This is a genomic window from Pseudoxanthomonas mexicana (assembly GCF_046736355.1).
GTDB lineage: Bacteria > Pseudomonadota > Gammaproteobacteria > Xanthomonadales > Xanthomonadaceae > Pseudoxanthomonas_A > Pseudoxanthomonas_A mexicana_B.
In genome coordinates, this window is the sequence record NZ_CP157201.1 from 1,101,980 (window position 1) to 1,121,963 (window position 19,984).

The window sequence follows — 19,984 nt, forward strand, 5'->3', positions numbered from 1 at the left end:
GGAGAGCATGCCTGGCAATTTCACCAGTCGATTTCGCCGCGCACCACCGTCTGCACCCGGCCGCCGGACCAGACCTCGCCGTCCGCGTCCACCCGCAGGTGCAGGCGGGCGTCGTGGCCGACTTCGCGGCCCTGGCTGACGACGTAGTGATCGCGGCCGCCGGGCAGCGCGTCGCGCGACTTCAGCCATGCGGCCAGCGTGGCGTTGGCCGCGCCGGAGGCGGCGTCCTCGAACGCGGCCGGTGCGCCGACGAAGGCGCGCACGACCAGGTCATGGCCCTCTGCGCCGGAAGCGCGCGCCCAGGCGCACACGCCCATGCTGTCGGTGGCCCGGGCCAGCGCGGCGATGGCGTCCCAGTCCGGCTGCGCCGCGCGCAGCGCGGCCTCGTCGCGCACCTCGGCCAGCCACCAGCGGCGGCCGCCATCGACCAGCGCCGGCGGCAGCGCGCCGGCCGGCAGGTTGGCGATGGCAGCGCGCACCACCGCGTTGCCGCCGTCCTCGTCCACCTCGACGATGCGCGCGCGCGGCGTGCGCACGGCGATGCTGCGGATCCCGCCGTCCTCTTCCACGCGCAGCGGCAGCAGGCCGGCGACGCCTTCCTGCACCAGCAGGCCGTCGCGCGGCTGCGCCAGCCCCGCTTCCAGCACCGCATGCGCGGTGCCGACGCTGGGATGGCCGGCGAACGGCACCTCGCGGCGCGGGCTGAACATGCGGATGGCGTAGCTCGCGTCGTCCCGTGTGGCGGGGAACACGAAGGTGGTCTCGGGCAGCCGCGTCCAGCGCGCGATCGCCTGCATGGTCCCGTCGTCCAGGCCGCGGGCATCGAGCACGACGGCAAGGGGATTGCCCGCGCCGGGGCGATCGGCGAAGACGTCGAGCTGGACGAAGCGGCGTGCGGACATGGGGGCTGCGGGGCGAAGGGGGCGCGCAGCTTAGCAAGCCCGCCGGCCCGGGGTGAGCGGCGGCGCCGGGCATCCGCATGGGGAAACAGGAACGCGACGGATTGCGCTCGGCCCCGCGGCTTGCCAAGCGACGCCCCAGGCGTGCGGACAAGGCCCCCCAAAGGGCATGACAGGCTCTAGAATCGCAGGTTCCGCCCGGCCTGCCGGGCTTTTTTCCTCCCTCACGAAGCCCACAGATAAATGTCCTCCTCTGCCCCCGTCGATCGCTGGATCGTCCTCAAGTTCGGCGGCACTTCGGTGTCGCGTCGTCATCGCTGGGACACGATTGGCCGGTTGGCGAAAAAACGCGCGGAGGAGCAGGGCGCGCGCGTGCTGGTGGTGGTGTCGGCGTTGTCCGGGGTCACCAACGAGCTGACCGCGATCGCCGACGGCGCGGCCGATGCCGCGCAGCGCGTGGCGCAACTGGAACAGCGCCACCGCGAGTTCCTGACTGAGCTGGAACTGGACGCCGAGGCCGTGCTGGGCGAGCGCCTGGCCGGCCTGCGCGCCCTGCTGGACGATCCGCGTGCGGCCAGCCGCCCGCTCGACTGGCAGGCCGAGGTGCTGGGGCAGGGCGAGTTGCTGTCCTCGACCATCGGCGCGGCCTACCTGCGATCGCAGGGGCTGGACATGGGCTGGATGGACGCGCGCGACTGGCTCGACGCGCTGTCGCTGCCCAACCAGAGCGCGTGGTCGCAGCGGTTGTCGGTGTCGTGCCGGTGGCAGGCCGACGCGGCGTGGAAGGCGCGCTTCACCGCCCAGCCCGCGCGGCTGCTGATCACCCAGGGCTTCATCTCGCGCCATGCCGACGGTGGCACCGCGATCCTCGGTCGCGGCGGTTCGGACACCTCGGCCGCCTACTTCGGCGCGCTGCTCGGCGCATCGAGGGTGGAGATCTGGACCGACGTGCCGGGCATGTTCAGCGCCAACCCGCGCGAGGTGCCGGATGCGCGCCTGCTGACCCGGCTGGACTACCAGGAGGCGCAGGAAATCGCCACCACCGGCGCCAAGGTGCTGCACCCGCGCTCGATCAAGCCGTGCCGCGACGCCGGGGTGCCGATGGCGATCCTCGACACCGAGCGCGCGGAACTGCCGGGCACCGGCATCGACGGCGGCGCGGCCACCGTGCCCGGCGTCAAGGCGGTCAGCCGCCGCAACGGCATCGTGCTGGTGTCGATGGAAGGCATCGGCATGTGGCAGCAGGTCGGCTTCCTCGCCGACGTGTTCGCGCGCTTCAAGAAGCACGGCCTGTCGGTGGATCTGATCGGTTCGTCGGAGACCAACGTCACCGTCTCGCTCGACCCGTCCGAGAACCTGGTCAGCACCGACGTGCTGGCGGCGCTGTCGGCGGACCTGGCGGAAGTGTGCCGGGTCAAGGTGATCGCGCCGTGCACGGCGATCACGCTGGTCGGCCGCGGCATGCGCTCGCTGCTGCACAAGCTGTCGGACGTGTGGGCGATGTTCGGCCGCGAGCGCGTGCACCTGATCTCGCAGTCGTCCAACGATCTCAACCTGACCTTCGTCATCGACGAGGCCGACGCCGACGGCATGCTGCCGGCGCTGCACGCGGCGCTGATCGACAGCGAGGCGATGCCGGTGGCCGAGACGGCGGTGTTCGGCCCGCGCTGGCGCGAGATCTCGGGCACCATCCGCCGTCGCGACACGCCGTGGTGGCATGCGCCCGGCGCGCGCACGCGGCTGCTGTCGCTGGCGCAGGCCGGCACGCCGCGCTACGTCTACCACCTGCCGACGGTGCGCGCCCGCGCCCGCGCGCTGGCCGCCATCGCGCCGATCGACCGGCGCTTCTACGCGATCAAGGCCAACCCGCATCCGGAAATCCTGCGCACGCTGGCGGCCGAGGGCTTCGGCCTGGAATGCGTGTCGCTGGCCGAGCTGGAGCGCGTGTTCGACGCGGTGCCGGGGCTGTCGCCGCAGGACGTGCTGTTCACCCCGAGTTTCGCGCCGCGCAGCGAGTACGAAGCGGCGCTGGCGCGCGGGGTGACGGTGACGCTGGACAACGTCGAGGCGCTGCGCCATTGGCCGGAGGTGTTCCGCGATCGCGGCCTGTGGCTGCGGGTGGACCTGGGCCGCGGTGAGGGCCACCACGACAAGGTCAAGACCGGCGGCAAGGCGTCCAAGTTCGGCCTGCCGCTGTCGCGGCTGGACGAGTTCCTGGCACAGGCGCGCGCGCTGGGCGTGCGCATCACCGGCCTGCACGCGCATCTGGGCAGCGGGGTGGAGACGCCGCAGCACTGGAAGCTGGTCTGCGACGAGCTGGGCGGCATCGCCGAGCGCATCGGCAGCATCGAGACCATCGACATCGGCGGCGGCCTGCCGATCCCGTATTCGGCCGACGACGAGCCGTTCGATCTCGACGCCTGGGCCGCCGGTCTGGCCGAGATCAAGGCCGCCTATCCCGGCTACAGGCTCGCGATCGAGCCGGGCCGCTACCTGGTCGCCGAGTCCGGCGTGCTGCTCACCCGGGTGACGCAGGTGGTGGAGAAGGACGGTATCCGCCGCGTCGGCCTGGACGCGGGCATGAACGCGCTGCTGCGCCCGGCGCTGTACGACGCCTGGCACGACGTGGCCAACCTGTCGCGGCTGGACGAGGCGGCCGAGGAGGCGTTCGACGTGGTCGGCCCGATCTGCGAGTCCAGCGACGTGTTCGGCAAGCGCCGCCGGCTGCCGGCCGCCACCGCCGAGGGCGACGTGATGGTGCTGGCCGACGCCGGTGCCTACGGTTTCTCGATGGCGTCCACCTACAACCTGCGTGCGTTGCCGGCGGAGGATGCGATCGATGGCGCCGAAGGCTGAGTTCGCCGGCGCGCCCGGCCGCGTGCCGGGCGCGTCCGCCCGCGGGTATTTCCTCTGCCGCCGCTACCTGCGCCGGCAGCGTTCCATCATGGGTCTTGCATGAGCAATTTCGATAAAACCGCGGTCCAGACGTTCCGTTTCGTCCGTTGCAGCCTCGACGCGGACAGCGGCGTGGCGCGGCTGGTCTACGCCTTTGATGACGGTCCGGAACTGACCGAGACGGTCACCTTCCCCGGCGCGCCGTTCGCGCTGCCGCCCGCGCGCGCGCAGGCGGCCGAGCGCGCGCTGCGGCTGCTGCACCTGATCACCGGCGTGAGCTACTACAAGGCGGCGGTGCCGCCGCGCATCGTCATCGACGATTACGCGATCGACGCGGAAACGGCGGTGCTGCTGGAGCAGATCTACACGCATGGGCTGGGCGAGTTCGCCTACCGCAACGGGCTGGACCTGCACGGGAAAATCCGTTTTCCCGCCTCAAAGCCCTCCCCTTCAAGGGGAGGGTTGGGTGGGGATGGTGTTCCCGTCGGACGGGCGAAGTCTGTCCTTGCCGGATCGGAAGACCATCCCCACCCCAGCCCGTCCGGCCCGGCGCAGCGCGCCGGGCGTTCGGATGACCCGCGCGGCAGTGCCGCGCAAACGGGTCATCCTCACTCCCTTGAAGGGGAGGGAGCTAAGCTGGACCTGCGCAACCACGCCCTGGTCGCCATCGGCGGCGGCAAGGACTCGCTGGTCAGCATCGAGGCGCTGCGCGGCGCCGGCGTCGAGCAGACCGTCTGCTGGATCGGCGGATCGCAGCTGATCGCCGCCTGCGCCGCGCGCACCGGCCTGCCCACGCTCAACATCGGCCGCGCGCTGGCGCCGGAACTGTTCGACTACAACCGCCAGGGCGCATGGAACGGGCACATCCCGGTCACAGCGATCAACTCGGCAATCCTGGCACTGGCCGCGCTGCTGTACGACGCCGACCAGGTGGTGTTCTCCAACGAGCGTTCGGCCAGCTACGGCAGCATGATCCCCGGCACCGGCGAGGTGAACCACCAGTGGTCCAAGGGCTGGGCGTTCGAGCGGGCGTTCGGCGAGCATCTCCAGCGCCACGTCGTCGCCGACCTGAACTACTACTCGCTGCTGCGGCCGCTGTCGGAACTGGCGGTGGCGCGGCAGTTCGCGCGCACGGATCGCTACGACGCGCATTTCTCCAGCTGCAACCGCAACTTCCACATCCTCGGCGAGCGCCCGGTCAACCGCTGGTGCGGCGTGTGCCCGAAGTGCCACTTCGTGTTCCTGGCGCTGGCGCCGTTCATGCCCAAGCCGCGGCTGGTCGGCATCTTCGGCCGCAACCTGCTCGACGACCCGGCGCAGGCCGCCGGCTTCGACGCGCTGCTCGAATACCAGGACCACAAGCCGTTCGAATGCGTCGGCGAAGGCCGCGAATCGCGCGCGGCGATGGCCGCGCTGGGCGATCGCCCGGAGTGGCAGGAGGACGCGCTGGTGACGCGCTTCAACCGCGAGATCCGCCCGCAACTGGACGCCGGCGAACTGGTCATCGCGCCGCTGCTGGAACTGCACGGCGAGCACCGCGTCCCCGCCGCGCTGTGGGAGCGCCTGCGTGCGAATTTCGCAGCTTGAGGGCAGGCGCGTCGCGCTGTGGGGCTGGGGGCGCGAGGGCCGCGCGGCGTGGCGGGCGATCAGGCGGCGGGAATCGGCTGATGCGCTGCCGCTGACGGTGTTTTGCACAGAGGCCGAGGCTGTCGAAATCCTTGCGCTGGGCGATGCGGCGCTGCATCCGCAGACCGAGGCGACGGCCGAACGGCTGGCGGCCTTCGACGTGGTGATCAAGTCGCCCGGCATCAGCCCGTACCGGCCCGAGGCGCAGGCCGCGGCCGCGCGCGGCACCCGCTTCATCGGCGGCACCGCGCTGTGGTTCGCCGCGCACGGCGACGCCGACGGCATCGCGCGCAACACGATCTGCGTGACCGGCACCAAGGGCAAGAGCACCACCACCGCACTGCTGGCGCACCTGCTGCGCGCGGCCGGCCATCGCACCGCGCTGGCCGGCAACATCGGCCTGCCGTTGCTGGAAGTACTGGATCCGCAGCCGCCGCCGGACTACTGGGCGATCGAGCTGTCCAGCTACCAGACCCGCGACGTCGCCGACAGCGGCGCGCGTCCCGAGGTCGCGGTGGTGCTGAACCTGTTTCCCGAGCACCTGGACTGGCATGGCGGCCAGGCGTGCTACGTCGAGGACAAGCTGGCGCTGGTGACGGCGGCGCGGCCGCGCATCGCCGTGCTCAACGCCGCCGATCCACAGCTGGCGCCGCTGTCGCTGCCGGACAGCGAGGTGCGCTGGTTCAATCGCGCCGACGGCTGGCACCTGCGCGGCGACGATCTGTATCGCGGCGATACCTTCGTCATGGACACCACGGTGGCGCCGCTGCCCGGCCGGCACAATCGCGGCAACCTGTGCGCGGTGCTGGCGGCGCTGGAGGCCATCGGCGAGGACGCGGCGGCACTGGCGCCGGCGGTGCGCGATTTCCGGCCATTGCCGAACCGCTTGCAGATGCTGGGCACGCGCGACGGCGTCGCCTACGTCAACGACTCGATCAGCACCACGCCGTACGCCAGCCAGGCGGCGCTGGAATGCTTCGCCGGCCAGCGCGTGGCGATCCTGCTCGGCGGCCACGACCGCGGGCTGGACTGGGACGATTTCGCCGCGCGCATCGCCGCGCATCCGCCGCACGCGGTCGTCACGATGGGCGCCAACGGACCGCGCATCCACGCGCTGCTGGAACCGCTGGCGCGCGCCGGCGCGTTGCGGCTGGCCGCCGCGCGGGACATGGCGCAGGCGCTGGCGCAGGCGCGCGAACTGCTGCAGGGCGAGGGCGTGGTGCTGCTGTCGCCGGGCGCGCCTAGCTTCGGCCAGTACGCCGACTACGTGGCGCGCGGGCGCGACTTCGCCGCGCTGGCGGGTTTCGATCCCGAGCGCATCAGCGCGATCGCCGGGCTGGGCATCGCGTAACTCCGCTTGCCATCGTCTTCGGAGCAGCCGAGCAAGTTCGGCTCTACACCTGCCGTCATGCGCCTGTGGAGCGGAGTTTGCTCCGCTGCTTTGCGTCCCGGTTCCGGAGCAGCCAAGCAAGCTCGGCGCTACGAAGTCAGCCGGTGACCGGCTCTCCCGCCCGCACCGGCCCACGCGCCGCCGGCCGCTGATCCCAGGCACCGGGAACGCGCGTGAGCAGCGCGAACAGCAGCCCCGCCACCGCGCCGCCGACCGCCATCCAGAACGTGCAGCTGAAATCGCGCGTCGCGCCGACCAGCAGCGCCACCGGCGCCAGCTTGTTGACCAGCGGGATGCCGGCCAGCAGCGCGGCGAAGCCCGCCAGCGCGTACAGCACGATGCGTGCCTTCAGCGCATGCCGCGAGAGCCACGCCGCGGCCACGAAGGCCACCAGCAGCGACGGCAGCACGACGTAGCCGCCGTAGGTGGGGAAGAAGCCGCCGAAGATGTCGCGCATCGTCGTCGACATCCGCACCGCGCCGACGTCGGTGCCTATCGCGGCCAGGGCCTGCAGGTTGTAGTGGGTCTGCACGACCGAGCCCCAGACGATCGCCAGGATCAGCGCGGCGATAAACGCTGCCAGGAATCTGCCCATGTTGGAGGTTTTCACCGGTTCTTCTCCCCGTATGTGATGAGGTCGAAAGGAATGCGGGATGCGTCCTGCGCGCCCATCTTCCACAAACCACATGGAGAACCGGTGATGACCCGATTCCTGCTGCCGGCGCTGTCGCTTTTGGTCCTCGGCGCGTCGTGGGGCGCGCCCGCGCAGGCCAATTCGCCCCAGTACCGCGTCGAGACGGTGGCCGAGGGCCTCGAACACCCGTGGTCGGTCGCCTTCCTGCCCGACGGCCGGATGCTGGTGACCGAGCACCCGGGTCGGCTGCGCGTGATCGAGAACGGGCAATTGCGCGCCGAACCGGTGGAAGGCGTGCCGCCGGTGTTCCATTCCGGCCAGGCCGGGCTGCTGGACGTGCTGCCGGCGGCCGACTTCGCCGACAGCGGCACGCTCTACCTCTCGTTCGTCCACGGCGACAAGAAGGCCAACCACACGCGCATCGTGCGCGCCACGTTCGACGGCCGGCGGCTGAGCGACGTGCAGCCGATCTTCACCGCGCACCCGGCCAAGTCCGGCGACGCCCACGCCGGCGGGCGCATGCTGATGCTGGCGGACAATACGATCCTGATGGGCGTCGGCGACGGCTTCTATTTCCGCGAACAGGCGCAGAAGCTCGACACCCACATCGGCAAGATCGTCCGCGTCGGCACCGACGGCAGCGTGCCGCAGGACAATCCCTTCGTCGGCCGCGCCGACGTATTGCCGGAGATCTACAGCTACGGCCACCGCCACGTGCAGGCGATCGTGCGCGACCCGGCCAGCGGCAACCTCTACGCGCACGAGCACGGCCCGCGCGGCGGCGACGAGCTGAACCTGATCCAGCCCGGCCGCAACTACGGCTGGCCGGTGATCACCTACGGCCGCGACTACAGCCGCGCACTGATCAGCCCGTTCGAGCGCATGCCGGGCATGGAGCAGCCGCTGCTGACCTGGACGCCGTCGATTGCGCCGGCCGGCATTACGCTGTACGACGGCGAGTTGTTCGCCGACTGGCGCGGCCACCTGTTCGTCGCCGCGCTGGCCGAGGAAAGCCTGCGCCGCGTGCCGATGGCCGCCGGCAAGCCGGGGCCGGGCGCGCAGCAGGTACTGCTGGCGGAACTGGAGAACCGCATCCGCGACGTGCGCACCGGCCCGGACGGCGCGATCTACGTGGTCACCGACGAGAAGGAAGGCCGGGTGCTGCGGCTGGTGCCGCGCTGAGCGGCCCGCAACGATGACGGGGGAATCCGTGCGCCGGGGGAGATCGTGCACGTGGCGCGCCGGAGCGATGCGCCTCGCACGCGTCGTGGCGTTGCCGGGCGCCGCACTGCTGGCTTCCGGCTGCCGCGGCGTGCAGTCGGCGCTGGATCCGGCCGGCCCGGCGGCGCTGGCGATCGCCCGGATCTGGTGGGTGATGCTGATCGGCGGCACGGCGATCTTCCTGCTGGTGATGGCCTGCCTGCTGTGGGCGATGAACCGCCGCAGTTCGTTGCGCCACCCGTCGCGGCTGGTGCTGCTGGGCGGGCTGGCGATGCCGACGGCGGTGCTGCTGGCGCTGCTGGTCTACGGCATCGCCGGCGGGCGCCAGGTGGTGGCCTGGGGCCAGCCGGTCGATCGCACCGTCGAGGTGATCGGGCGGCAGTGGGAATGGGAATTCCGCCATCCCGGCGCGGACGGGCGGGACGCGCGAAGATCGATCGACACGCTGGTCATGCCGGCCGGCGAACTGGTCGAGTTCCGCATCGCCAGCGAGGACGTGATCCACAGCTTCTGGGTGCCGCGGCTGGGCGGCAAGATCGACGCCATTCCCGGCCGCGTCAACACGCTGCGCCTGCGCGCCGACGCGCCCGGCGCGATGCGCGGGCAATGCGCCGAGTTCTGCGGTCTGTCGCATACGCACATGGCGTTCGACGTGCGGGTCGTGCCGGCGCCGGACTATGCGCGCTGGCTGCGCGGGGACGATGCAGCGGCACATATCGACGCCACGCATGGAGCGCCGCGATGAGCGCCTGGCCGCCGTTCGATCCCGATCGCGAGCGCGCCGCGCTGGCGCGGCTGTGGGACAACCGGCCCGGCCTGTGGGGCCAGCTGACCGCGGTCAACCACAGCACGATCGGACTGCGCTACGTCGCCACCGGCCTGGCCTTCCTGCTGGTCGGCGGCATGCTGTCGATGTTCATCCGCCTGCAGCTGGCCTGGCCCGGCGCGCAGGTGCTGGATCCGCAGCGCTACAACCAGTTCGTGACCATGCACGGCACGACGATGATGTTCCTGTTCGCGGTGCCGATCATGGAAGGCTTCGCGATGTACCTGCTGCCGAAGATGCTGGGCGCGCGCGACCTGCCGTTCCCGCGGGTCAGCGCGTTCGGCTACTGGTGCTACCTGTTCGGCGGGTTGTTCCTGTATTCGAGCTTCCTGTTCGGGCAGGTGCCCGACGGCGGCTGGTTCATGTACGTGCCGCTGACCGGGGCGGCGTTCTCGCCGGGCATGGGCGTGGACTTCTGGCTGATCGGCGTGACCTTCGCCGAGATCGCCGCGGTCACCGCCGCGGTCGAGCTGATCGTGGCGATCCTGGTCACCCGCGCGCCGGGCATGAGCATCCAGAAGATGCCGCTGTTCGCCTGGTACGTGCTGGTCACCGCCTTCATGATCGCGTTCGGCTTCCCGCCGCTGATCCTGGCCAGCGTGCTGCTGGAGATCGAGCGCGCGTTCGGCTTCGTGTTCTTCGAGGTGGCGCGCGGCGGCGATCCGCTGCTGTGGCAGCACCTGTTCTGGCTGTTCGGCCACCCGGAGGTCTACATCATCTTCCTGCCGGCCGCCGGCGTGGTGTCGATGGTCGTGCAGGCCTTCGCGCGCCGGCCGATGGTCGGCTACAGCGCGATCGTGCTGGCGGTGGTGACCACCGGCTTCCTCAGCTTCGGGCTGTGGGTGCACCACATGTTCGCGGTTGGCATCCCGCTGCTGGCGCTGGGCTTCTTCAGCGCGGCGAGCATGGCGGTGGCGATCCCGACCGGCGTGCAGGTGTTCGCGTGGATCGCCACGCTGTGGGCGGGGCGGCCGTGGATGCGGCTGCCGATGCTGCACATCATGGGCTTCTTCGTGGTGTTCGTGCTGGGCGGGCTGACCGGGGTGATGCTGGCGCTGGTGCCGTTTGACTGGCAGGCGCACGACACCCACTTCGTCGTCGCGCACCTGCACTACGTGCTGATCGGCGGGATGATGTTCCCGATGTTCGCCGGGCTGTACTACTGGCTGCCGCTGGCCAGCGGCAGGATGCCGTCGGAGGCGATCGGCCGCGCCGGGTTCTGGATGGTGTTCGCCGGCTTCAACCTGGCCTTCCTGCCGATGCACCTGACCGGCCTGCTGGGCATGCCGAGACGCGTCTACACCTACGCGCCGGAACTGGGCGTGCACTGGCTCAACCTGCTGTCGACCGCTGCCGGGTTCCTGCTCGCCTTCGGCATCGTCGCGATCGTGGCCGACGTGTGGCTGTGCTTCCGCGCCGGCCGCCGTGGCGAGCGCAATCCGTGGCGGGCCGGCACGCTGGAATGGGCGCTGCCGTGGCCGGTGCCGATGTACAACTTCGCCTCGGTGCCGGTGGTGGACGGGCGCGACCCGCTGTGGGAGCGCCCGCGCATCGCCGAGGACAGCGCGCGGATGGGCGGCCTGCTGGGCGGGCCGGCGCTGGCGCACCGCGAGGTGCTCGGCACCGGCGTGCTGTCGGCCGCGCCGGAGCAGGTGATCCGCGTCTCGTCCTCGACCGTGCTGCCGCTGCTGGCGGCGCTGGACATCGCCGCGCTGCTGGCGTGCTTCATCGCCAAGCAGTACCTGCTGTCGGCGCTGCTGCTGTTGCCGCTGCTGGCGGTGTTCGCCGCGTGGCTGTGGACGACCGGCGATCGCCGCGCGCCGGCGCGGCTGCCGGCCGGTCCGGCGCTGGAACTGCCCAGCCAGTACGCCTGCCGCAACGCGCCGGGCTGGTGGGCGCTGGTGATCGCGCTGCTGATCGACGGTTCGCTGTTCGCCTCGCTGGTGTTCGCCTACTTCTACCTGTGGCTGAACGCGCCGGCCTGGCCGCCGGGCGGCTTCGCGCCGGACTGGGGCGCGGCGATCCTCGCGCTGGCGCTGCTGCTGGCGGCCGGCGGCGCGGTGCACGCCGGCATGCGCGGCCTGTCGCGCGGGGACGGGCGCCGGCTGCGCGCGGGCCTGGCGGTCGGCATCGCGCTGGGCGCGGGCTTCCTGGTGGCGCATGCGCGGGCGATGCACGCGGTGGCGTCGGCGCCGGCGACGCACGCCTACGATTCGGTGACGTGGACGCTGGCCGGCTTCCATGCCGTGCACGTCGCCGTCGCGATGCTGATCGCGGCCTTCGTCTGGGCGCGTTCGCATCGCGGCCACGTCGATGCCGCGCGCACGCTGGAGCCGCGCATCGCCGCGGCGTTCTGGCGCTATGCGATCGGGCAGGGCGCGCTGGCGTGGCTGCTGATCCACGTGTTCCCGGTGACGCTGTGAGGGGCCTGTCGCCCTCGCGCCTGACCGGCATGACCGTGCCGATGTCGGTATGGGCGCTGCACTTGCTGCTGGTCTACAGCCTGGGCGGGATCGCCTGCGCGCGCGGCTGGCCGCGCGAGCGCATCGGCGGCGTCGAGACGGTGATCTGGCTGCAACTGGGCGCGACCCTGCTGGCGTGGCTGCTGCTGGCGTGGCTGGGCATGCGAGCGTGGCGGACGCTGCGCGCGGCCAGCGTTGCCGGGGCCGGACCGCGCGACCGGCGGCGCCGCTTCGTCGCCCGGCTGACGCTGGCGCTGTCCGCGACGGCGGCGCTGGCGGTGCTGTTCACCACGATCCCGGCGGCGATGCTGCCGCCCTGCGCAGGATGAGGCCGCGATGAGGGACAGCCTGCAACAGCCGACGCCGCCCGAACAGAGCCACACCGTGCCCAGCCGCGTGGCGGTGGCCAAGCATCCGGTGCATCCGATGCTGGTGGTGTTCCCGATCGCCTTCCTCGGCAGCGTGCTGGTCACCGATCTGGCGCACCTGTGGCGGGGCGGGACGTTCTGGGCGCAGGCCTCGTTCTGGCTCAGCGCCGCCGGGCTGATTGGTGGCGTGCTCGCCGGCCTGGTCGGCACGGTCGATCTGTTGCTGATCCGCGAGGTCCGTCGCCACGTGTCGGCCTGGAACCACATGATCGCCGCGGTGATGGTGCTGGCGCTGGCCGCGGCCAGCGTGTGGCTGCGCTGGCCGGATCCGGCGGCGGCGGTGTGGCCGTGGGGCCTGCTGCTGTCGGCGATGCTGGCGCTGCTGGTGGCGGTGGCGGGCTGGCTGGGCGGCACGCTCAGCTTCCGGCATGGTGTCGGCGTCTACGGCGAGTACGACCCGGAAGCCGACGACGGCGACGACGACGTGCCGCCGGCCGAATGATGCGCCGCATCCGCGTCCTCGCCTGCGGGAATCGCCGCCGCCGCCGGCGGCGCGGGCAGGCCCAGGAACGTGCGCGGCTTGGCCGCGGTGATGCCCGCCAGCGCCAGCGCCAGCAGCATCGGCACGCCGCCGGCCACGCGGAAGAACCACACCCCGTGGCGATCGTTGCCCTTGCCCATCTCGTACAGCACCAGGCCGAAGTAGACGTGCAGCAGCACCGCCAGCGCGACCAGCACCAGCTTGGCCACCAGCCAGGCACCGGGTTGCGCGTAGGGCATCAGCGCCATGCCGAGCAGGATCGCCAGCGCCGCCGCCGGCGTGGCCAGGCGGAAGTAGGCCCAGTTGGCGCTGCGGTTGAAGTGGCGCGGGTACGCCGCCGCCTCGCCGCGCCGGTGCGCCATGAACAGCCAGGGCAGGAAGCACAGGCCGGCGAACCACAGCGAGACCAGCGCGATGTGGGCGAATTTCAGCCAGAAATGCACGGTCGCTCCGCACGGGCGGGAGCCGCGAGCCTAGCAGGGGCGGGCGTGAAGGCAGGGTGCGGGAAGGCCGTGCCGCGCACGGCATGGACGGAGCGATGCCGAGTCCTGTCGCCGACATGATGACGCTGGCCGTGCGTGCGTCGTTCGGATCGCCGATGCCGCCGTGGCTCGATGCGGAAACGGCGTGGACGCTGCCGGCGATCCTCGCGCTGGCGTTGCTCTATTGCGCCGGCGCAGCGCGCCTGCTGCATCGCGCGCGCGCGGGCAGGGCGGCGACGCTGGCGCGCGCGCTGGCCTTCCTCGCCGGCATCGCGATCCTGCTCGCGGCCACCACCGGACCGCTGCACGACGCCGGTCAGTGGTCGCTGGCCGCGCACATGGGCCAGCACATGCTGCTGGTCGCGCTGGTGCCGCCGCTGCTGCTGCTCGGCAGGCCGGGCGTGACGATGGCGCAGGCGTTGCCGTCGCATCGGGGCCGGCATGCCCACCGCGCATGGCGCGGCATCGGCGATCGCCTGGCGCGGGCGCTGGTGCCCGCCGCGGCCGTGCAGATGGCGGTGATCGGCTTCTGGCACCACCCCGGCGCGATGACCGCCACCTTGTTCGACCTGCGCCTGCACGCGCTGATGCACGCCAGCTTCCTGATCTCCGGGCTGTGGCTATGGCAGGCGCTGCTGTGGCGCATCCGCGAACCGCGCGCGGGCATCGTCCCGGCGCTGGTGGTGATCGTGGCGATGATGATGCAGATGGGCTTGCTGGGCGCGCTGCTCACCTTCTCGGCGCGCCTGCTGTACCCGGTGTGCTCGGCGCGCGCCGCCGCGCGCGGGCTGGATGCGCTGGGCGATCAGCAACTGGCCGGGTTGATCATGTGGGTGCCCGCCTGCCTGCCGTACCTGATCGGCGGACTGTGGCTGCTGTATCGCGGATTCGGGCGTGCTGGCCGTGGGAACTGACCGAAAGCCATGCATCGTCAACGCCTGGACGGCGGCGAACCTTCAGGGCGCTTTCGTTCCCGTTCACGCCCCATCCGTCGTCCCCGCGAAGGCGGGGATCCAGCGTCTTTGCGCTTGAGGGCCTGAAGTCACTGGGTTCCCGCCTTCGCGGGAATGACGGAATCGAGCTTTAGCTTCGCCCGAATCCCGAATCCCGAATCCCCGCCCCTCAATGACTCCGCTCGACCGCATACCGCGCCAACCCGCGCAGCGCGGCCAGCGCATCGTTCTCCGGCAGGCCTTCCAGCGCCTCTTCGGCGGCGAGGGCGTATTCGCGGGCGCGCCGGCGGCTGTAGTCCAGCGCACCGGTGGCGTGGATCGCCGCCAGTACTTCGGCCATCGCACCGGCGTCGCCCTCGCTGATGATGTCGCGCAGCCGCTGCGCGGTGGCAGCGTCGGAGTGGGCGATGGCGTGGATGACCGGCAGCGTCGCCTTGCCCTCGGCCAGGTCGTCGCCGAGGTTCTTGCCCAGTTCGGCCGCGTCGGCGGCGTAGTCGAGCACGTCGTCGGCGATCTGGAACGCGTAGCCCAGCTGCATGCCGTAGTCGTACAACTGCCGCTGCACGGCCTCGCCGGCGTCGGAGGCCAGCGCGCCGAGCCGGGTGCCGGCGGCGAACAGCACCGCGGTCTTGCGCTCGATCACGCGCAGATACGCGGCCTCGTCGGTATCGGGGTTGTGCACGTGCAGCAGTTGCAGCACCTCGCCCTCGGCGATGCGGTTGGTGGTGTCGGCGAGGATCCGCATCACCTCCATCCGGTCCAGCTCGACCATCAGCTGGAAGCTGCGCGAGTAGAGGAAGTCGCCGACCAGCACGCTCGGCGCGTTGCCCCACAGCGCGTTGGCGGTGCTGCGGCCGCGGCGCAGGCTGGACTCGTCGACCACGTCGTCGTGCAGCAGGGTCGAGGTGTGGATGAACTCGATGATCGCCGCCAGCTGGTGGTGGACCGGCCCGCCGCCGCCGCAGGCGCGGCCGGCCAGCGCCACCAGCATCGGCCGCAGCCGCTTGCCGCCGGCGGAGATGATGTGGTCGGCGATCTGGTTGATCAGCACCACGTCCGAGGCCAGGCGCGCGCGGATCAGGGCATCGACCGCGGCCATGTCCGGCGTCGCCAGGGACTGGATGAGCGGCAGGGACAGGGCGGAACGGTCGGTGGGGACGGCTGACATGCGCTGGCTCGTGGGAAGTGCCTGAATTATAAGGCGTCCCGGCGGCCGCGCCGATACGGACATTCCCTACGCCGCGCCACGGCGCTCACCGATGGTTGCCGGACCGCCGGTATACTCCACTGGCTCTGGCCCGCGAGCGGCGGGCGTCCCAACGGAAAACCACATGGCCCGCGGCATCAACAAAGTCATCCTGGTCGGCAACCTCGGCAACGACCCGGAAACCAAATACACCCAGTCCGGCATGGCGGTCACCCGCATCAGCCTGGCCACCACCAGCGTGCGCAAGGATCGCGACGGCAACCAGCAGGAGCGCACCGAGTGGCACCGCGTGGTGTTCTTCGGCAAGCTCGGCGAGATCGCCGGCGAGTACCTGCGCAAGGGCAGCCAAGTCTACGTCGAGGGCTCGATCCGCTACGACAAGTACACCGGCCAGGACGGCGTGGAGAAGTACTCCACCGACATCGTCGCCGACGAGATGCAGATGCTCGGCGGCCGCGGCGAGGGCGGCGGTGGCGGCGGCGAACGGGCCCCGCGCCCGCAGCGGCAGGAATACGGCTCGGGCGGCCAGGCGCCGTCGCGCCGTCCGGCCCCGGCTGCGCAGCAGGCGCCGGTGGACGACTTCGCCGACGACGACATCCCGTTCTGAGCCGTCGCGGCATCCTGTCCGCATGCATCCACGCAACCTGTAGGAGAACCCAGTGCCGACATGGCTGGTCACCGGCGGAGCCGGTTTCATCGGGGGCAATTTCGTCCTGCGCGCGGTCGCTTCCGGCGTGCGCGTGGTCAATCTCGACGCCCTGACCTACGCGGGCAACCTGGACACGCTGTCCTCGCTGGAAGGCAACCCCGACCACGTGTTCGTGCACGGCGACATCGGCGACAGCGCGCGGGTGTCGCGGCTGCTGGCCGAGCACCGCCCCGACGCGGTGCTGAACTTCGCCGCCGAGAGCCACGTCGATCGCTCGATCGACGGGCCGGCCGCGTTCGTGCAGACCAACGTCGTCGGCACGCTGGCGCTGCTGGAGGCCGTGCGCGACTACTGGAAGGGCCTGGACCAGGCGCGCCGCGCCGCGTTCCGCTTCCTGCACGTGTCCACCGACGAGGTCTACGGCTCGCTGGGCGAGACCGGCAAGTTCACCGAGACCACGCCGTACGCGCCCAACTCGCCGTATTCGGCGTCCAAGGCCGCCTCCGACCACCTGGTGCGCGCGTTCCACCACACCTACGGCCTGCCGGTGCTGACCACCAACTGCTCCAACAACTACGGCCCGTACCATTTCCCCGAGAAGCTGATCCCGCTGGTCATCGCCCGCGCGCTGGCCGGCGAACCGCTGCCGGTGTACGGCGACGGCAGGCAGGTGCGCGACTGGCTGTACGTCGGCGATCACTGCGCGGCCATCCGCGCGGTGCTGGAGAAAGGCCGGGTCGGCGAGACCTACAACGTCGGCGGCAACGCCGAGAAGCAGAACCTCGAGGTGGTGGAAACCATCTGCCGCCTGCTCGATCAGCGCCGCCCGCGCGCCGACGGCCAGCCGCGCGCCAGCCAGATCGCCTTCGTCGCCGACCGCCCCGGCCACGATCGCCGCTACGCCATCGACGCGTCGAAGCTGCGCGACGAACTGGGCTGGGAGCCGGAGTACACCTTCGAGCGCGGCATTGCCGAGACAGTGGACTGGTACCTGGACAACCAGGACTGGGTCCGGCGCGTGCTGGACGGCAGCTACCGGCTCGAGCGCATCGGCACGGCGGCCTAGGGCGTGTCACTCAGGGAGGCGGCTTCTGGCTTTTGCTCTTCCGGGTTCCCTTCCGCAGCGGCGGAGCCAGTGGGAAAAACCCGAAGGGCGACGTGCATGGATGCACGTCGTTTTTCGCCGCGGCAGGATGCCGCGTCGAAAAATCCCGCTGGCGGAGCGGACCCGACGCACGAAGTGCGTCGGGCGCGCAGGCAGGGCGTGTTTTCTTTTGGTTACTTTTCTTTGCACGAGCAAAGAAAAGTAACTCGCGCCACAGGCGCGAAAGCTCTTGCTCCTGATCCGGCTGGCAGAATTCGGATGGATCTGACGACACGCTCCAGCAATCCCCCGCAAGGGCTCGCGCATCCCATGCGGGCCCGAAAGGAAAAACGATGACACAACGCAAGGGCATCATCCTGGCCGGCGGTTCCGGCACCCGGCTCTATCCGATCACCCAGGCCATCAGCAAGCAGCTGCTGCCGGTCTACGACAAGCCGATGATTTACTACCCGCTCAGCGTGCTGATGCTGGCGGGCATCCGCGAAGTGCTGATCATCAACACGCCGCACGAGCAGGCGCTGTTCCGCAACCTGCTCGGCGACGGTTCGCAGTGGGGCATGCGCATCGAGTACGCGGTGCAGCCCAGCCCGGACGGCCTGGCGCAGGCCTACCTCATCGGCCGCGAGTTCGTCGCCGGCCAGCCCAGCTGCCTGGTGCTGGGCGACAACATCTTCCACGGCCACGGCTTCGGCGAGATCCTGCGCCGCGCCGACGCCCGCCAGCAGGGCGCGACCGTGTTCGGCTACTGGGTGCGCGACCCGGAGCGCTATGGCGTGGCAGCGTTCGACGCCGACGGCAAGGTGATCGACATCGAGGAGAAGCCGGCCAAACCGCGCTCCAACTACGCGGTCACCGGCCTGTACTTCTACGACGGCCGCGCCAGCGACTATGCGGCTTCCCTGAAGCCCTCGGCGCGAGGCGAACTGGAGATCACCGATCTCAACCGCCTCTACCTGGAGCAGGGCGACCTGCACCTGGAGGCGCTGGGCCGCGGCTACGCCTGGCTGGACACCGGCACGCACCAGTCGCTGCTGGAAGCCAGCACCTTCATCGAGACCATCGAGGCGCGCCAGGGCCTGCGCGTGTGCTGCCCGGAGGAGATCGCCTTCGGCAACGGCTGGATCGACGCCGCGCAACTGGAGAAGCTGGCCGCGCCGCTGGTGAAGAACGGCTACGGGCAGTACTTGCTGACGCTGGCCGAGCGGGGCATCGTGCGATGAAGGTCGTCCAGACCGGCCTGCCCGGTTGCGTGATCGTCGAGCCGGCCGTGTTCGGCGACGAGCGCGGCTTCTTCTTCGAGAACTGGAACGCGGAGCGCTACGCGCAGCACGGGCTGCCGGATCGCTTCGTGCAGAGCAACGTCTCCTCCTCGGCGCGCGGCGTGCTGCGCGGCCTGCACTACCAGTGGCCCAATCCGCAGGGCAAGCTGGTCAGCGTGCTGGAAGGCGAGGTCTACGACGTGGCGGTGGACATCCGCCGCGGATCGCCGCGTTTCGGCCAATGGACCGCCGCCATCCTGAGCGCGCAGAACCGCCGCCAGCTGTGGATACCGGAAGGCTTCGCGCACGGTTTCGCGGTGTTGTCCGAGCGCGCGCTGTTCAGCTACCTGTGCACCGCGCCCTACGACAAGGCCGCCGACGCCGGCCTGCGCTGGGACGATGCCGCCCTCGCCATCGACTGGCCGGTGAGCCATCCGATCCTGTCGGACAAGGACGCCCGCGCGCCGCTGCTGTCGGAAGTGGATCCGGAAAGGTTGCCGACGTTCGCCGCATGAGGATCCTGCTGCTGGGCGCCAATGGCCAGGTCGGCCACGAACTGCGCCGCAGCCTGCGGCCGCTGGGCGAGGTGGTGTCGGCGACCCGCGCCGGCCTGCTGGAAGGGCAGCCCTGCCGCAAGGCCGATTTCGACGAGCCGGAGGCGCTGCCGGCGCTGGTCGATGCGGTCGAACCCGATTGCGTCGTCAACGCCGCCGCCTATACCGCGGTGGACAAGGCCGAGAGCGAACCGGAGGCCGCCTACCGCGCCAATGCGATCGCGCCCGGCGTACTGGCGCGTGCCTGCGCCGCGCGTGGCATCCCGCTGGTGCATTACTCGACCGACTACGTCTTCGACGGACGCGGCACGCGCCCGTACCGCGAGGACGATCCGGTCGCCCCGCTCGGCATCTACGGCGCCAGCAAGCTGGCCGGCGAGCGCGCCATCGTCGAGGCCGGCGGCCGCCACCACATCTTCCGCACCGCCTGGGTGTACGGCTGGCACGGCCACAACTTCATGCGCACGATGCTGCGCCTGGGCGCCGAGCGCGACGCGCTGCGCGTGGTCGCCGACCAGGTCGGAAGCCCCACGCCGGCCTGGCTGATTGCCGACGTCACCGCGCGCTTGCTGCAACGCGGGCACGAGTTCGCGCCCGGCATCCGCCACCTGACCGCATCGGGCCTGACCAGCTGGCACGGCTTCGCCGAGGCGATCTTCGCCGAGGCCGTGCAGCGCGGCCTGCTGGCGCGGGCGCCGCAGGTCGCGCCGATCGCCACGGCCGATTACCCGACGCCGGCCGCGCGCCCGGCCTATTCCTGCCTCGACACGGGCAGGCTTGAGCAGGAACTGGCCGAGCCGCTTCCGTCCTGGCGTGACGCACTGGGCAGAACGTTCGCGGAAGCGCCGGCGTTCGGGTAGGACGATCGTCCGGCTCTGCTAGCATGCATGCGGGACCGGCGCGCCGCGCCGGT

18 protein-coding genes are annotated in these 19,984 nt (G+C 71.1%); 14 read left to right on the plus strand and 4 right to left on the minus strand.

Annotated features, from left to right (window positions below; genetic code table 11):
* Positions 1–20: 20 nt before the first annotated feature.
* A complete protein-coding gene (locus tag AAG688_RS04925; protein WP_411834246.1) occupies positions 21–902 on the minus strand; it encodes a PhzF family phenazine biosynthesis protein in 882 nt (293 codons plus the stop codon).
* 240 nt (positions 903–1,142) lie between these two features.
* Between AAG688_RS04925 and AAG688_RS04930 the strand changes: the two genes are divergently transcribed.
* The 3 genes from AAG688_RS04930 (at position 1,143) to murD (ending at position 6,771) form a co-directional block, all read left to right on the plus strand.
* Positions 1,143–3,755, plus strand: coding sequence for a bifunctional aspartate kinase/diaminopimelate decarboxylase (locus AAG688_RS04930; protein ID WP_411834247.1), 2,613 nt, complete (start codon positions 1,143–1,145; stop codon positions 3,753–3,755).
* Positions 3,756–3,854: 99 nt separating this feature from the next.
* On the plus strand, positions 3,855–5,381 hold the full coding sequence (locus AAG688_RS04935) for an endonuclease domain-containing protein (protein WP_411834248.1): 1,527 nt from the start codon (positions 3,855–3,857) through the stop codon (positions 5,379–5,381).
* Positions 5,362–6,771 carry a UDP-N-acetylmuramoyl-L-alanine--D-glutamate ligase gene (gene murD, locus AAG688_RS04940; protein WP_411834249.1) on the plus strand — a complete coding sequence of 470 codons (1,410 nt, stop codon included), beginning with the start codon at positions 5,362–5,364 and terminating at the stop codon, positions 6,769–6,771. Before AAG688_RS04935 ends, murD begins: the two co-directional genes overlap by 20 nt.
* A 136-nt stretch (positions 6,772–6,907) precedes the next feature.
* Here murD and AAG688_RS04945 read toward each other — a convergent pair whose 3' ends face one another.
* Positions 6,908–7,420, minus strand: a complete 513-nt coding sequence (locus AAG688_RS04945) for a hypothetical protein (protein WP_411834250.1) — start codon at positions 7,418–7,420, stop codon at positions 6,908–6,910.
* Between the two features lie 90 nt (positions 7,421–7,510).
* Between AAG688_RS04945 and AAG688_RS04950 the strand changes: the two genes are divergently transcribed.
* The 5 genes from AAG688_RS04950 (at position 7,511) to AAG688_RS04970 (ending at position 12,823) form a co-directional block, all read left to right on the plus strand.
* Positions 7,511–8,626 (plus strand): PQQ-dependent sugar dehydrogenase, encoded by a 1,116-nt coding sequence (locus tag AAG688_RS04950; RefSeq protein WP_411834251.1) that lies wholly within the window; start codon positions 7,511–7,513, stop codon positions 8,624–8,626.
* 67 nt (positions 8,627–8,693) lie between these two features.
* The gene (coxB, locus tag AAG688_RS04955; protein ID WP_411834252.1) at positions 8,694–9,410 is read left to right on the plus strand and encodes a cytochrome c oxidase subunit II; all 717 of its coding nucleotides are present in this window, start codon (positions 8,694–8,696) and stop codon (positions 9,408–9,410) included.
* Complete coding sequence (gene ctaD / locus AAG688_RS04960) at positions 9,407–11,914, plus strand: cytochrome c oxidase subunit I (RefSeq protein WP_411834253.1); 2,508 nt, start codon at positions 9,407–9,409, stop codon at positions 11,912–11,914. Before coxB ends, ctaD begins: the two co-directional genes overlap by 4 nt.
* Entirely contained in the window at positions 11,911–12,282 is a 372-nt protein-coding gene (locus tag AAG688_RS04965) for a hypothetical protein (protein ID WP_411834254.1), read from the plus strand. Before ctaD ends, AAG688_RS04965 begins: the two co-directional genes overlap by 4 nt.
* Positions 12,283–12,289: 7 nt before the next feature.
* Positions 12,290–12,823: a DUF2231 domain-containing protein gene (locus AAG688_RS04970; protein WP_411834255.1), complete on the plus strand. Its 534-nt coding sequence runs from the start codon at positions 12,290–12,292 to the stop codon at positions 12,821–12,823.
* Here AAG688_RS04970 and AAG688_RS04975 read toward each other — a convergent pair.
* Entirely contained in the window at positions 12,763–13,305 is a 543-nt protein-coding gene (locus AAG688_RS04975; RefSeq protein WP_411834256.1) for a CopD family protein, read from the minus strand. The two genes, AAG688_RS04970 and AAG688_RS04975, sit on opposite strands and share 61 nt — an antisense overlap.
* A 95-nt stretch (positions 13,306–13,400) precedes the next feature.
* Here AAG688_RS04975 and AAG688_RS04980 point away from each other — a divergent pair, with 95 nt between their 5' ends.
* Complete coding sequence (locus AAG688_RS04980) at positions 13,401–14,258, plus strand: cytochrome c oxidase assembly protein (RefSeq protein WP_411834257.1); 858 nt, start codon at positions 13,401–13,403, stop codon at positions 14,256–14,258.
* Positions 14,259–14,466: 208 nt separating this feature from the next.
* On the opposite strand, the gene AAG688_RS04985 is transcribed toward AAG688_RS04980, so the two are convergent.
* A complete protein-coding gene (locus AAG688_RS04985; RefSeq protein ID WP_411834258.1) occupies positions 14,467–15,465 on the minus strand; it encodes a polyprenyl synthetase family protein in 999 nt (332 codons plus the stop codon).
* A gap of 163 nt (positions 15,466–15,628) precedes the next feature.
* Between AAG688_RS04985 and AAG688_RS04990 the strand changes: the two genes are divergently transcribed.
* The 5 genes from AAG688_RS04990 (at position 15,629) to rfbD (ending at position 19,931) form a co-directional block, all read left to right on the plus strand.
* A complete protein-coding gene (locus AAG688_RS04990; protein ID WP_411834259.1) occupies positions 15,629–16,111 on the plus strand; it encodes a single-stranded DNA-binding protein in 483 nt (160 codons plus the stop codon).
* 52 nt (positions 16,112–16,163) lie between these two features.
* A complete protein-coding gene (gene rfbB, locus AAG688_RS04995; protein ID WP_411834260.1) occupies positions 16,164–17,219 on the plus strand; it encodes a dTDP-glucose 4,6-dehydratase in 1,056 nt (351 codons plus the stop codon).
* A 371-nt stretch (positions 17,220–17,590) separates the two neighbouring features.
* Positions 17,591–18,478 carry a glucose-1-phosphate thymidylyltransferase RfbA gene (gene rfbA / locus AAG688_RS05000; protein WP_411834261.1) on the plus strand — a complete coding sequence of 296 codons (888 nt, stop codon included), beginning with the start codon at positions 17,591–17,593 and terminating at the stop codon, positions 18,476–18,478.
* Complete coding sequence (gene rfbC / locus AAG688_RS05005; protein WP_411834262.1) at positions 18,475–19,032, plus strand: dTDP-4-dehydrorhamnose 3,5-epimerase; 558 nt, start codon at positions 18,475–18,477, stop codon at positions 19,030–19,032. The genes rfbA and rfbC overlap by 4 nt, the downstream gene beginning before the upstream one ends.
* Positions 19,029–19,931, plus strand: a complete 903-nt coding sequence (rfbD, locus tag AAG688_RS05010; protein WP_411834264.1) for a dTDP-4-dehydrorhamnose reductase — start codon at positions 19,029–19,031, stop codon at positions 19,929–19,931. Before rfbC ends, rfbD begins: the two co-directional genes overlap by 4 nt.
* Positions 19,932–19,984: the final 53 nt, after the last annotated feature.

What these genes read in the sequence shown, in the direction of transcription:
- AAG688_RS04980 (WP_411834257.1), top strand. Translation starts at nt 13,401, where the DNA reads ATGCCGAGTCCTGTCGCCGACATGATGACGCTGGCCGTGCGTGCGTCG.
- AAG688_RS04970 (WP_411834255.1), top strand. Translation starts at nt 12,290, where the DNA reads ATGAGGGACAGCCTGCAACAGCCGACGCCGCCCGAACAGAGCCACACC.
- AAG688_RS04925 (WP_411834246.1), bottom strand. Translation starts at nt 902, where the DNA reads ATGTCCGCACGCCGCTTCGTCCAGCTCGACGTCTTCGCCGATCGCCCC.
- ctaD (WP_411834253.1), top strand. Translation starts at nt 9,407, where the DNA reads ATGAGCGCCTGGCCGCCGTTCGATCCCGATCGCGAGCGCGCCGCGCTG.
- AAG688_RS04990 (WP_411834259.1), top strand. Translation starts at nt 15,629, where the DNA reads ATGGCCCGCGGCATCAACAAAGTCATCCTGGTCGGCAACCTCGGCAAC.
- rfbD (WP_411834264.1), top strand. Translation starts at nt 19,029, where the DNA reads ATGAGGATCCTGCTGCTGGGCGCCAATGGCCAGGTCGGCCACGAACTG.
- AAG688_RS04930 (WP_411834247.1), top strand. Translation starts at nt 1,143, where the DNA reads ATGTCCTCCTCTGCCCCCGTCGATCGCTGGATCGTCCTCAAGTTCGGC.
- rfbA (WP_411834261.1), top strand. Translation starts at nt 17,591, where the DNA reads ATGACACAACGCAAGGGCATCATCCTGGCCGGCGGTTCCGGCACCCGG.
- AAG688_RS04935 (WP_411834248.1), top strand. Translation starts at nt 3,855, where the DNA reads ATGAGCAATTTCGATAAAACCGCGGTCCAGACGTTCCGTTTCGTCCGT.
- AAG688_RS04985 (WP_411834258.1), bottom strand. Translation starts at nt 15,465, where the DNA reads ATGTCAGCCGTCCCCACCGACCGTTCCGCCCTGTCCCTGCCGCTCATC.
- rfbC (WP_411834262.1), top strand. Translation starts at nt 18,475, where the DNA reads ATGAAGGTCGTCCAGACCGGCCTGCCCGGTTGCGTGATCGTCGAGCCG.
- coxB (WP_411834252.1), top strand. Translation starts at nt 8,694, where the DNA reads ATGCGCCTCGCACGCGTCGTGGCGTTGCCGGGCGCCGCACTGCTGGCT.
- AAG688_RS04950 (WP_411834251.1), top strand. Translation starts at nt 7,511, where the DNA reads ATGACCCGATTCCTGCTGCCGGCGCTGTCGCTTTTGGTCCTCGGCGCG.